This is a genomic window from Gordonia sp. NPDC003422 (genome assembly GCF_053588675.1).
Window position 1 is genome coordinate 164,487 of the sequence record NZ_JBSFQL010000010.1, and the last position, 11,892, is coordinate 176,378.

Below are 11,892 nucleotides of genomic sequence, written 5' to 3' on the forward strand. Positions count from 1 at the left end.
GCGCGAGCGTAAATCGTCCGCCCGCGTGAGGCCGATCCGAGTCCGTGCTGGTGGGAATCCGGCTAGCCTCGACGTATGCGCTCCGCGGACATACTCCTTGATTCACTGAGCCGAGTCGCCGAGAACGTGCACGCCGTCGTCGACGACATCGCCGTCGATGTGCTCAATCGCGCGCCCGGCGACGATGCCAACACGATCGCCTGGCTGGTCTGGCACCTCACGCGAGTCCAAGACGCACAGGTCGCCGATGTCGCCGGCACCGACGAGGTCTGGGTGGCCGACGGTTGGGCCGACAGGTTCGCGTTGCCGTTCCCCGTCGGCGAGACCGGTTACGGCCAGTCGGCGGCCGACGTCCCACGCGTGGTGGTCGACGACCCGTCATTGCTCACCGGCTATTACGACGCCACCCACCGCGCATCCGCGGATTATCTTGCGGGCCTGTCGGATTCCGATCTCGATCGGGTTGTCGACACCAACTGGGAGCCGCCGGTGACCCTGGGCGTCCGGTTGGTGAGCGTCATCGACGACGACGCACAGCACATCGGACAGGCCGCGTATCTGAAGGGCTTGTTCTCCTGACCAGTGCGCTCGGCCTGGGTGTCCCTCCGCTCCCTGTGCCACCCACCGCTCCCTTGGGTCCCCTCCGCTCCCTGAGGTGCGAGGAGCGCAGCGACGAGCCTCGAAGGGCCCCCTCGTGAGAGGATCGGATGTGTGACGGATGAGCAGCAGGTACGCGAATCGCGGACGGCGATCTGATGGTCACCGTCGTCATCGCCTTCGCGATGAACATCCTCGTCGCCGTTGCCAAATCGATTGCCGCAGTGCTCACAGGCTCGGCGTCGATGGTGGCCGAGGCCGCGCATTCGTGGGCGGACGCGGGTAACGAGATCTTCCTGCTCATCGCCGAGCGACGTGGCGCGCGCGGGCGAGACCGCAAGCATCCCTTCGGGCACGGTCGAGAGACCTACATCTGGGCGATGTTCGCGGCGTTCGGTTTGTTCACCGTCGGCGCGGTGGTCTCGATCATGCACGGCATCACGTCGCTCGCCGATCCGGAGCCCGACACCGATTACCTCATCGGCTACATCGTTCTGGCCATTTCTGCGGTGCTGGAAGGGGTTTCGTTCGCCCAGTCGGTCCGCCAGGCGAAGGCTGGCGGCACTCGCTTCTCGATGTCGCCGTTGCGGTTTCTCAACCGGACCTCCGACACGACGTTGCGCGCGGTGTTCGCCGAGGATGCGGCGGCACTCGTCGGCCTGGCGATCGCGGCCCTCGGTATGGCCTTGCACGAGATCACGGGATCTGCGGTCTGGGATGCGTTGGGGTCCATCCTGGTCGGCTGTCTGTTGGCCTACATTGCGGTGTTCCTGATCAGGAGAAACAGCGAGTTCCTGGTGGGGCAGGTGGCGTTGCCGTCGGTGCGCGACGACATGTTGCGGCGTCTGCGCGAGCACGCCGCGATCGACCGCATCACCTACTTGCACGCCGAATACGTGGGTCCGATGCAGTTCTATCTGGTTGCGGCCGTCGACATCGTCGGCGACATGGCCGAGCACGAACTGGCCGTCGCGCTGCGCAGCCTCGAGGCAGAACTCGAGCAAGACGAGGTCATCGTCGAAGCGGTTCTGACGCTGTCCACACCCGACGAACCGTCGTTGTAGGCCACCACGGTGCCGACGAGCGTAGGTTGAAGCCGTGGACCTCCGCATCTTCACCGAACCCCAGCAAGGCGCGACCTACGACGATCTTCTTCGCGTGGCACGCGCGACCGAGGAACTCGGCTTCGACGCCTTCTTCCGCTCTGACCACTACCTGGCCATGGGTTCCGACGGACGTCCGGGACCGACCGATGCGTGGCTGACGTTGGCCGGGCTGGCACGTGAGACGTCGAAGATCCGGCTCGGCACCCTGGTCTCCTCGGCCACGTTCCGTCATCCCGGCCAGCTGGCGATCGAGGTCGCGCAGGTCGACCAGATGAGCGACGGCAGAGTCGAATTGGGTTTGGGTGCAGGCTGGTTCGAGCGAGAGCATGCTGCCTACGGCATCCCCTTCCCATCGATGGGCGACCGCTTCGACCGTCTCAAGGAGAGCTTCGAGATCGTCACCGGACTGTGGGAGACCCCCGAGGGACGCACCTTCGATTACGAGGGCGCACACTACTGGCTGACGAATTCGCCTGCCCTGCCCAAACCGGTGCAGCGGCCGCGGCCACCGATCATCGTCGGCGGCAGCGGCAAACGCCGAACTCCTGCCCTGGCGGCTCGCTTCGCCGACGAGTTCAATGTGGTCTTCGCGCCGGTCGACGAGGCGAACGCGCAGATCGGTCGGGTGCGCGCCGCGTGTGCGAAGTCGGGAAGACGGCCGGAGACGATGCGATTCTCCGCCGCGCTGGTGCTGTGCTGTGGAGCCGACGAGGCGGAGTTCGCGCGACGTGCCGATGCCATCGGACGCGCCCCCGATGAGCTCCGCGACAACGGTGCTGCCGGTACTCCCGACGAGGTTGTCGCGACCATCGAACGGTATCGGGAGCTGGGCGTCGACCGGGTCTACCTGCAGACTCTCGATCTCGACGACCTCGACCATCTCGAACTGGTGGCGGCCAAGGTCGCCCCGCAGTTGGGCTGACGGGAGGCGCGCTCAGCGGTCGAAGGCGGCGTGCATCTCCCAGAACAGGATCTCCGCACCGGCATCGGTGCCGACCGTGAGTGGGCCTTCGTCGGTGGTGCGCACCGCGTCGCCCTCGTCGAGGGTAGCGCCGTCGGGCAGCTCCACGGCACCGCGCGCAACGTAGAGGTGACCGTACTCGGCCGCGGGTAGCACACACGACGTGCCCGCATGAAGACGGGCAACATGAAGTGCCACAAAGGGATTGGCGATCGATAGGGCAGGACCGGACGCGTCGGTGGCGAGGCCGGACACCACCGTCACGAGGTCTCCGGATGCCAGGTCGGCGCTGAAATCCTTTTCGGCGTAACCGGGTTCGAGGCCGGCGCGTTCCGGGGCGACCCACATCTGGACGACCCGTAACGGCGCATCTTCCGACCTCGACGCCGGATTGCCCTCGGCGTGACTGATCCCGCGACCCGCCGTCATCCGCTGCACCACTCCGGGCGTCAGATCGCCTTCGTTGCCCGTTGAATCGCGGTGGTGCAGTGTGCCGTCGAGCACCCACGTGACGATCTCGGTGTCGCGATGGTGGTGAACGTCCAATCCCTCGCCGGCGTCGACGCGGTCGTCGTTGTGGACCATCAGAACCCCGTGCGCATTGCCCACGAGGTCGAAGTTCCCGGTCGCCGGGAACGACTGCCACGACTCGAGCCACTCGTTGCGCCAGTGATGGCGGTCCGCCGCTCGGACGACCTTGCGCGTCATGGATCTCCTCATTCACCTGGTGTCGCGTGCCACGTACTTCGTCGACTCGGTCTCGTGTCCCATCGTTGATGGATAGTGTCCAATCATGGCCGATAGAGGTACACAGGATTCGACGACCCGCCAGCCGGAACGCCAGCGCATCCGCAAGCTTGCGCAGGCGGCGCTGAATGCGGACGTCACCGTCGAACAGCTCACCACGATCATCGACGACATGGGCGAGACCATCGACGGCATCGGCGACACGATGACGGGGATGAACTCCACCATCGAGAAACTCGACGCCACGTTGACCCGGATGTCGGGGACCCTCGATCAGGTCGACGCCACCGTCGATCGGATGGCGGATGTGGTTGCGCGGCTCGAGAGCATCGTTGCCCGTGTGGAGGCGATCGTCGAGATCGGGGAGATCGCCGCTCGGCCGCTCGGCGCGATCGAATCGGCCGGACGCTCGGTGATCTCGCGCCTCGGGCTAGGGTGATCGACATGGAGACAAGGACATTCACGGGTGGTCACGGCGAGCTGATCCAGTACGACCTGTACCGGCCGGACGGTGATGCGCGTGGCACGTTGGTCATTGCGCACGGCCTGGCCGAGCATGGTGCCCGATATACGCACGTCGTCGACCGACTCGTCGCGGCCGGTTTCGTGGTCGCCGTGCCCGACCATGTCGGGCACGGCAGGTCGGGCGGCAAGCGCCTGCGGGTGCGCGGGTTCGCCGACTTCACCGACGATCTGGACACGGTGATCGACCAGGTGACGACGCCCGACGCGCCCACTTTCCTCCTCGGGCACAGCATGGGTGGCGCCATCGCGCTCGACTACGCCCTCGACCACCAGGACAAACTCGACGGGCTCGTGCTCTCCGGTGCTGCCGTGGTTCCCGGCGACGACCTGGCGCCCGCGGCGATCAAGGTGGCAAAGATACTGGGGCGCGTCGCGCCGTGGATGCCGACCACCGCGCTCGACTCGGCGAGCATCTCGAAGGACCGCGCGGTGGTTGCCGCCTACGATGCGGATCCGCTGGTTCCTCGTGGCCGTATCCCGGCAGGTCTCGCCGGCGCCCTGCTGTCGACGATGCAGACCTTCCCGGATCGTCTACCGTCGCTTCATCTTCCACTATTGGTGTTGCACGGCAGTGCCGATGCGCTGACCGCGCCGGCCGGCAGCGAGATGGTCGACCGTCTGGCGGGATCGGCCGACAAGAAACTCGTCATCTACGACGGCCTCTACCACGAGATCTTCAACGAGCCGGAGCAGGACATCGTGATCGGCGACGTGGTCGAGTGGCTCGAGGCGCGAGCGCCGATCGCATCCCCACCCGCCGACACCGCTCCGTGATTCGGCGTTTCCTCCCCGCTGCTGAGGCGCCCACCGCTCCCTGACGTGCGAGGAGCGCAAGCGAGCCCCCCCTCCGCTCCCTGAGGTGCGAGGAGCGCAAGCGAGCCCCCCTCCGCTCCCTGAGGTGCGAGGAGCGCAAGCGAGCCCCCCTCCGCTCCCTGAGGTGCGAGCGAAGCGAGCCTCGAAGGGTCCTGGTGAGACGACAATGTCATCTCACCAGGCTTTCGAGGCTCTCGGCTGGCGCCTCGAGCACCTCAGGCAGCGGCTCTGATGTAGGGGTGGCAGAGGTAGGCGTCAGTTCAGCGGTGGCGGAGGCGGCGTCGTCTCGGTGGTGGTCGGCGCCTCGGTCGCCGACGGCGTGTCGAGCGGCTCGGGCGTCGGGTCGACGGCTTCCGGTTGCGTCTCCACGGCCTCCGGCGTCTGCGTGGTCTCGGCGGTCGCCGGGGGTTGCGTGCTGGTCTCGACCGGGGTCGGGACCTCGGTGCCGGCGACCTCGTTCGGTGTCACGACACCGTCCGGGGTCCGCGCGCCGGGGGTTGCCGCTCCCGGATCGTCGGTGGTGCTCTCCGGCGAGTCCTCGGTCGTGGCGGCGTCGGTGGTCTCCGATTCAGCGGCCGCGAGGATGGCGGGATCGAGAACCGGTGGCGTCGCCGCCGCCCGCTTTGCCGCGACCGTCGCCTGGGCAGTGCCTTCCGGCTCGGGGGTGCCCTGCGCCGACACCAACTGGGTCTTGGCGGTGACCGGCGGGTTGTTGCGCAGCGCCTCGAGAACGTGCGGTTTGCCGTCGGCGAGCGCCCGACCCCAGTTCTCCCACGTGTGACCACCATAGTTGGGCAGCGAGATCACCGACGCGCCGCTCTGCGAGGCCTGCATCTGGAAGAGCACCGTGGACACCGCGGACAGGATCTCCAGGGCGATCGCGCTGATCTGGTCCTGCTGCGAGAGTTTCCGCATCTCACTGTTGGTCAGGAAGCCGTTGCCCGACGAGATGATCAGGACCTGACCGTTCTCCTTGAGCTTGCCGATGTTCTTGGACGGATCGTTCTCCGCCCACCGCTGGCTACCGGGTGTGCCCCACATGTTGAGGATGCCGTTGGTGTAGTTGGACACCATGGTCTGGGAGGCGAGGACGCCGGCGTAACCGATCGGGTTGTCGGTCTGGTAGTAGCCGGACATCGCCTGGACGACCTTGAACTGTTCGGGGTGCTTCTCGGCCAGCGTGACGGCCGGACCGCCAGACATCGAAAGTCCCACGATCGCATTGTTGTTGGGGCTGACCCCGAAGTTCTCCTGCAGGTAGGCAGGCAGTTCGTCGGTGAGGAAGGTTTCCTGCTTGATGGTCTTGTTCTCGTTGCCCGCACCGGCATCCCAGTCGGTGTAGAACGACGACGCGCCGCCGACCGGCATGACCAGGGTGGTGTCGGTGCTGCGGTCGTAGACCTTGGCCGCCTGGACGTCGGTCGTCCACGCCGAGCGCTGCTCGTTGGCACGCATGCCGTCGAGCAGGTAGATGCCCTGGTTGCTGCCGTTGGAGGCGCGGATCTGCACGATGACGTACTTGTTCTGCGACTTCGACCAGACCTTGCAGTTCTGCACGTAGTTGCCGGACTTGTCCCACGTGCATCCGGGCCGAAGAACCTCGGGATGCCCCGAGAGCGCGCGGGCCGGATTGCTCGCGGCAAACAGGCCGCTGGCCGCGAAGAGCGCCATGGTGACGATTGCGACCGCCGACACCCCACTGATCAGTCGCTGGCGCGGAGTCAGGCGGGGTCGTCGGCTGGTGGATTCCGAACCTTCCGACGCGGCGTCGGCCGGGGCGTCGTCGACGGAAATGAAGTCATCGGTGTTGTCGAGATGGGACGACATGGAACTCCTGTCATACGCGGCACCGACAAGCGTGCCGGGATGACTGGAATGTCGTTCGATGGGTATACGGACGTTACAGCGCCCCGGTCGGATGACCGGGGCGCTGCAATCGGGGGAGGGCGATCAGGCGCTGTAGCCCAGCAACGACTTCACTTCGAGGAACTCGTCGAAGGCGTAGTCGCCCCACTCACGGCCGTTTCCGCTCTTCTTGTAGCCGCCGAACGGGGCGACCGGGTCGACCTGGGCGCCGTTGAGTGAGATCGATCCGGCGCGGATCTGCGAACCGATACGACGCACCTCGTCGACGTCGGCACCGGACACGTAGCCGGCGAGTCCGTACTCGGTGTCGTTGGCGATCTTGAGCGCTTCGTCGATCGAGTCGTAGCCGATGACCACCAGAACCGGACCGAACACCTCGGTGCGGGCGATCTCCATGTCGTTGGTGACGTTGGTGAACACCGTCGGCTGCACGTAGTAACCGGTCGGCAGGCCCTCGGGACGGCCGGGACCACCGATGGCGGGCTCGGCGCCGTCGGCGATGGCGCGCTCGATCAGACCCTGGATCTTGTCGAACTGGGCTTCGGAGACCACTGGGCCGAGCATCACGCCGCCGGTGGGGTCGCCGACGGTGAAGTTGGGTGCGGCCGCCTTGGCGATCTCGGTGACCTCGGCGACGCGGGCCGACGGAACGAGCATGCGGCTCGGCGCATTACACGACTGGCCGGAGTTCAGGAACATGGTGGCGATGCCGCCGGCAACGTTCTCGGCGAACTTGTCGTCGTCGAGGATGATGTTGGGGCTCTTGCCGCCGAGTTCCTGCGCCACCCGCTTGACCGACGGTGCGGCGCTCTTGGCGACCTCGATGCCGGCCCGGGTGGACCCGGTGAACGAGATCATGTCGATGCCCGGGTGACTGGCCAGCGCGGTGCCCACGCCGGGGCCGTCGCCGTTCACCAGGTTGAAGACACCGGCGGGAACGCCTGCGGCGTCGAAGATCTCGGCGACGATCGCGGCACTGAACGGCGCCACCTCCGAGGGCTTGAGCACCATGGTGCAGCCCGTGGCCAACGCCGGTGCGACCTTGCACATCACCTGGTTGAGCGGCCAGTTCCACGGGGTGATGAACCCGCACACCCCGACCGGCTCCTTGACGATGCGGTGCGCACCGCGTTCGGCGCTGAACGCGAACTCGGGGAGCGCAGCAGCCGCGGTCATCAGGTGGCCGAGCCCGATCGGCACCTGGGCAGCGTTGGTCAGACCGGTCGGCGATCCCATCTCCTCGGTCACGGCTGCGGCGAGGTCACCCATCCGGTTCTGGTATTCGGCGATGATCGCGTTCAGCACGTCCACACGCTCGTCGACGGTGGACTGGCCCCACGTGACAAAGGCACGTCGTGCGGCGTCGACCGCCGCGTCGACGTCGGCGGCACTGCCGAGCGCGACGTGTCCGGCCGCCTTCTCGGTCGCGGGGTTGATGACGTCGATGATGTTGAGCTCCGCCGGCTCGACCCACTGACCGTCGATGTAGAACTTGGTGATTTCCCGCATGGTGCCTCCGTGTTGATTGGCGCATTTGCGCATGACGTAGTGCGCAAAGTGGTGACAGATGTTGTCTGTTTCACAGTCTAGCCATCTTGGCCGTTGCGGATTCTCATATCGCGACGAGCGGGTGACCGAGGCTGTTCTACAGTCGGGGGATGATCCTCATCGTCGTGAAATGGCCCATCAAACCCGAGCACGCGGATCGCTGGCCGGAACTGTCGGCGGAGTTCACCGCCGCGACCCGAGCCGAACCGGGCAACAAATGGTTCGACTGGTCACGCAGCCTCGACGACCCGACCACCTACGTCCTGGTCGAAGCTTTCGAGGACGACGCCGCCGAGGCACACGTGACCTCCGACCACTTCCGCAAGGCGCAGGCCGACCTGCCCCAATACCTGGTGCGCACACCCGACATCATCAACGCGACGATCGACGCCGACGAGTGGTCGACGCTGGGGGAGTTTCCCGTCGAGTAGCGTCTCAGGCCTTGGTCGACACGACCGCGTCGCCCGAGTCTGTTCTCGCGTCGGTCGCAGGGGATTCCGCGATGCCGAGTGCCTCGCCCTCGACGTCGACGTTGGGCAGAATCCGGTCCAGCCAGCGCGGCAGCCACCAGGCCTTGTCGCCGAGCAGCGTCAGCACGGCCGGCATCAGCGTCATCCGCACGACGAACGCGTCGAAGAAAACCGCGGCGGCAAGCGCGAAGCCCATCACCTTGATGAACGCCATGTCCTGGAGCATGAACGCGGCGAAGACCGAGATCATGATCGCCGCGGCGGCACCGACCACACGCGCGCCATGCCGATAGCCGACGATTACGGCCTGTTTCGCATCGGCGCCATGGACATAGGCCTCGCGCATACGTGTCACCAGGAACACCTGGTAGTCCATGGCCAGGCCGAACACGATGCCGATCATGATGATGGGCAGGAACGACACCACGGGCTGCGGGTTGTTGATGATCCCCAGCGCGCCGTCGGTGAACAGCGCCACCGTGACGCCGAAGGTGGCGGCGACACTGAGCAAGAATCCGAGCGCAGCGGTGAGCGGTACCAGGATCGAGCGGAACACGATGATCAACAGGATGAACGCGAGTCCGACGACGACGAGGAGGTAGGGCACCAAGGACTCGGACAGTCGGTCGGACACGTCGAGTTCGATCGCGGTCTGCCCGGTGACGCCGTAGCTGATCCCGGTGGTGCGCTGGACGGTCGATTCCATGGAACGTAGCGTCCCGACCAGGTCGTGGGTCGCCTCATCGTCGGATGCGTGGGTCGGTAGGACGCTGATGACCGCGATGTCGCGGGACTGGTTGAGACCGTCGGCGCCGATCCAGACGTTCGAGACTCCGTCGACCTTCTTGAGGTCCTCGACGAGGCTGTTGAACGTGCGCACGCGCTCGGTCTGGTCCTCGATGTTGCGGCCGTCGGCGACCACCACGAGCGGTCCGTTGTATCCGGGGCCGAACTTCTCCGACACCAGGTCGTAGGCCTGACGCTGCGTGGTGGACGGGTCGGCGGTGCCGTTGTTGGGCAACGCGAGTTTCAGTCCGGCCATCGGGATGGCCAGGAGCAGCATGACGACGACGATCCCGCCGGTGACCAGGCGCGGATGGTCGACGACGCGACGCACCCATCGCTGACCGTTGTGTACGCGCGCAGGGTCGTGCGGCCCCACATCGGGGGCGTTGAGGAACGGTAGTTGTCCCGCAAAGGCTTTGGAGCCGAACAGTCCGAGGATGGCCGGGAGCAACGTCAGCGCGACCAGCACGGCGACGACCACGGTTCCGGCCGCCGCGATACCCATGGCGGTCAGGAACGGGATGTTGACGATGGCGAGTGCCGCCAGTGCGATCACCACCGTGCTGCCGGCGAAGACGACGGCCGAGCCGGCGGTGCCCACCGCTCGACCGGCTGCGTCGGCTCGGTCCACGGTGCGATGCATTTCGTGACGGTAGCGGGACACGATGAACAGCGCGTAGTCGATTCCGACGGCGAGCCCGATCATCGTGGCCAGCATCGGGGTCTCTTTGCTGAGGTCGAAGAAATACGTACCGACCGAAACCCCGAGCATGCCGATGGCGACGCCGACGATCGCGGTCACGATGGGCATGCCCCACGCGACCAGCGACGCGAAGGTGAGGATGAGAATGATTGCGCCAACCGCGATTCCGATGAGTTCGGACGTCATGCCGAGCTCGTGCGATTCGATCGCCGAACCCGACATCTCGACGGTGAGTCCGCTCTTGCGGGCGTCGTCGGCGACCTTCTCGATCGCGTCCTTGGTCGCCGGGGTGAGGTCGTCGGCGGTGTCGACGGCGAAGGATGCGCCGAACTGTGCGGCCGTCGCGTCGGCGGTGATCGGTGAGGTCGCCTGCGCGTCGGCGGCGGCCTGCTCGGCGGACTTTCCGAACACCTGCTGCTCGAACCCCTCGATCATGGTGCGTGCCTTGCCAGGATCTTGCGCGGTGCCGAACGTCACGAACGGACTCTGCACCGAATCCGGGTTCTTCACCTGCTCCATACCGCGCAGCGAGGTCACCATCTGATTGATGGCTTCCTGGTACCGCGCCTCAGTGAGGGTCGAACCCTGCGGCGCGGCAACCACATACGTGACGTCGACGCCCTCGCCGAACTTGGGTTTGTCCGGGAACCGCTCGACCATCAGGTTCTGTGCGCGCTCCGACGGGATACCCGGGATGGAGAACGACTCCGACGTCGGCTTGGCGAGGAGATTGGCGCCGATGCCGAAGGCGATGAGGACCAGGATCCAGATCGCGATGGTCTTGAACCGGTTGGCGTACGACCATCGCCCCACCTTGTAAAGAAAGGTTGCCACGTTCCTAGAGCTCCTTCGGTCGGGAAATCATCGGGCGGGAAATCGGTTGGACCATACCGGCTTGCACCTGATCCAGTGCAGCGTCGAGCACTGTGCGGACTTTGTCGGGATCGTTGACGTCGTCGCCCTGGGCGCGCGCCACCCAAAACTCGAGAGCTACTCGGGTTGTCGCGATCGCGTTGTGCAGCACCAGATGTGGGTACAGCTCGTTGCCATCTTGTCCGCGCTGGGTGAACAGCGCCTCGACGCGCGCGTCGATCTGGCCGATGAGGTCGACGTGCTGCGAGTGCGCGGCAACGATCGGTTCGGAGTCCAGCAACCGGAGCAGCGTCACGAACTCGGCGGGCTTTCCGAGGTCGGGGGAGGTGGCGACGTCCACCAGCGCACTGCGAACGGCACTCCAGAACGACTCGTCGAGTGGCTGCGACTCGATGCGGTCGACGATGGAATCGAACAACGCCGCAGCAAAGAAGACCAGAGCGTCTTCCTTGCCGCTGAAGTAGTTGTGAAAGGTGCGCACCGACACGCCGGCCTCGGCTGCGACGGTGTCGATGGTGACGCGGTCGATCCCGTCACGGGTGGCCAGGCGAAGTACCGCGCTGGCGAGGGCGAGCCGAGTAGCCGCCTTCTTCGTTTCGCGCAGGCCTGTCGAGTGCATAGAGCCCACGGTACTGAAGTTGCAGATCTCTGCAAGATTGCAGACGAATGCAAGTTTGCGATTCTGGTCACAGTTGCCCATGGAGGGTGACCGGTGCGACGCACCTGAGTACTCGCTTATCCGAAGCGTTCGGTGACCAGCCTTCTGACCTGGGTAAACACGGTACTGTGCCCGCAAAATCTCGGGGAAGAAGTTTCTTCCCCGGGCAGCCTCAATCGGTCGACGCAACAGGCCTCGTGTGAGAGGTAGCCGGTATGGGCAGGGCGGTAGCGCCGGAA

Annotated in this window: 11 protein-coding genes; 6 read left to right on the forward strand and 5 right to left on the reverse strand. The window is 65.9% G+C overall.

Annotated elements, in window-relative coordinates:
• Window positions 1-75: 75 nt before the first annotated feature.
• The 3 genes from ACWDTF_RS11130 to ACWDTF_RS11140 all read left to right on the forward strand — a co-directional run bounded on the left by ACWDTF_RS11130 (window position 76) and on the right by ACWDTF_RS11140 (window position 2,625).
• Complete coding sequence (locus tag ACWDTF_RS11130) at window positions 76-579, forward strand: mycothiol transferase (RefSeq protein ID WP_355277971.1); 504 nt, start codon at window positions 76-78, stop codon at window positions 577-579.
• Between the two features lie 176 nt (window positions 580-755).
• Entirely contained in the window at window positions 756-1,661 is a 906-nt protein-coding gene (locus ACWDTF_RS11135) for a cation diffusion facilitator family transporter (RefSeq protein ID WP_355277973.1), read from the forward strand.
• Between the two features lie 34 nt (window positions 1,662-1,695).
• Window positions 1,696-2,625, forward strand: coding sequence for an LLM class F420-dependent oxidoreductase (locus ACWDTF_RS11140; RefSeq protein WP_355277976.1), 930 nt, complete (start codon window positions 1,696-1,698; stop codon window positions 2,623-2,625).
• A gap of 12 nt (window positions 2,626-2,637) precedes the next feature.
• Here ACWDTF_RS11140 and ACWDTF_RS11145 read toward each other — a convergent pair whose 3' ends face one another.
• Window positions 2,638-3,372, reverse strand: a complete 735-nt coding sequence (locus tag ACWDTF_RS11145) for a pirin family protein (RefSeq protein WP_355277978.1) — start codon at window positions 3,370-3,372, stop codon at window positions 2,638-2,640.
• Window positions 3,373-3,457: 85 nt separating this feature from the next.
• Between ACWDTF_RS11145 and ACWDTF_RS11150 the strand changes: the two genes are divergently transcribed.
• The gene (locus tag ACWDTF_RS11150) at window positions 3,458-3,850 is read left to right on the forward strand and encodes a hypothetical protein (RefSeq protein WP_240856559.1); all 393 of its coding nucleotides are present in this window, start codon (window positions 3,458-3,460) and stop codon (window positions 3,848-3,850) included.
• Window positions 3,851-3,855: 5 nt separating this feature from the next.
• Window positions 3,856-4,710 carry an alpha/beta hydrolase gene (locus ACWDTF_RS11155; protein WP_449754365.1) on the forward strand — a complete coding sequence of 285 codons (855 nt, stop codon included), beginning with the start codon at window positions 3,856-3,858 and terminating at the stop codon, window positions 4,708-4,710.
• Between the two features lie 294 nt (window positions 4,711-5,004).
• Here the strand turns inward: ACWDTF_RS11155 and ACWDTF_RS11160 are convergent, their stop codons facing one another.
• Both ACWDTF_RS11160 and ACWDTF_RS11165 read right to left on the reverse strand, forming a co-directional pair.
• A complete protein-coding gene (locus ACWDTF_RS11160; RefSeq protein ID WP_355277599.1) occupies window positions 5,005-6,576 on the reverse strand; it encodes an alpha/beta hydrolase in 1,572 nt (523 codons plus the stop codon).
• Window positions 6,577-6,699: 123 nt separating this feature from the next.
• Window positions 6,700-8,124, reverse strand: a complete 1,425-nt coding sequence (locus ACWDTF_RS11165) for an aldehyde dehydrogenase family protein (protein ID WP_240856562.1) — start codon at window positions 8,122-8,124, stop codon at window positions 6,700-6,702.
• A gap of 149 nt (window positions 8,125-8,273) precedes the next feature.
• On the opposite strand from ACWDTF_RS11165, the gene ACWDTF_RS11170 reads away from it, so the two are divergent.
• The gene (locus ACWDTF_RS11170; protein ID WP_240856563.1) at window positions 8,274-8,594 is read left to right on the forward strand and encodes a putative quinol monooxygenase; all 321 of its coding nucleotides are present in this window, start codon (window positions 8,274-8,276) and stop codon (window positions 8,592-8,594) included.
• Between the two features lie 4 nt (window positions 8,595-8,598).
• Here ACWDTF_RS11170 and ACWDTF_RS11175 read toward each other — a convergent pair whose 3' ends face one another.
• Both ACWDTF_RS11175 and ACWDTF_RS11180 read right to left on the reverse strand, forming a co-directional pair.
• A complete protein-coding gene (locus tag ACWDTF_RS11175) occupies window positions 8,599-10,956 on the reverse strand; it encodes an MMPL family transporter (RefSeq protein WP_449754366.1) in 2,358 nt (785 codons plus the stop codon).
• Between the two features lie 4 nt (window positions 10,957-10,960).
• The gene (locus tag ACWDTF_RS11180) at window positions 10,961-11,614 is read right to left on the reverse strand and encodes a TetR/AcrR family transcriptional regulator (protein WP_449754367.1); all 654 of its coding nucleotides are present in this window, start codon (window positions 11,612-11,614) and stop codon (window positions 10,961-10,963) included.
• Window positions 11,615-11,892: the final 278 nt, after the last annotated feature.

What these genes read in the sequence shown, in the direction of transcription:
- ACWDTF_RS11150 (WP_240856559.1), top strand. Translation starts at nt 3,458, where the DNA reads ATGGCCGATAGAGGTACACAGGATTCGACGACCCGCCAGCCGGAACGC.
- ACWDTF_RS11165 (WP_240856562.1), bottom strand. Translation starts at nt 8,124, where the DNA reads ATGCGGGAAATCACCAAGTTCTACATCGACGGTCAGTGGGTCGAGCCG.
- ACWDTF_RS11145 (WP_355277978.1), bottom strand. Translation starts at nt 3,372, where the DNA reads ATGACGCGCAAGGTCGTCCGAGCGGCGGACCGCCATCACTGGCGCAAC.
- ACWDTF_RS11135 (WP_355277973.1), top strand. Translation starts at nt 756, where the DNA reads ATGGTCACCGTCGTCATCGCCTTCGCGATGAACATCCTCGTCGCCGTT.
- ACWDTF_RS11170 (WP_240856563.1), top strand. Translation starts at nt 8,274, where the DNA reads ATGATCCTCATCGTCGTGAAATGGCCCATCAAACCCGAGCACGCGGAT.
- ACWDTF_RS11155 (WP_449754365.1), top strand. Translation starts at nt 3,856, where the DNA reads ATGGAGACAAGGACATTCACGGGTGGTCACGGCGAGCTGATCCAGTAC.
- ACWDTF_RS11160 (WP_355277599.1), bottom strand. Translation starts at nt 6,576, where the DNA reads ATGTCGTCCCATCTCGACAACACCGATGACTTCATTTCCGTCGACGAC.
- ACWDTF_RS11180 (WP_449754367.1), bottom strand. Translation starts at nt 11,614, where the DNA reads ATGCACTCGACAGGCCTGCGCGAAACGAAGAAGGCGGCTACTCGGCTC.
- ACWDTF_RS11130 (WP_355277971.1), top strand. Translation starts at nt 76, where the DNA reads ATGCGCTCCGCGGACATACTCCTTGATTCACTGAGCCGAGTCGCCGAG.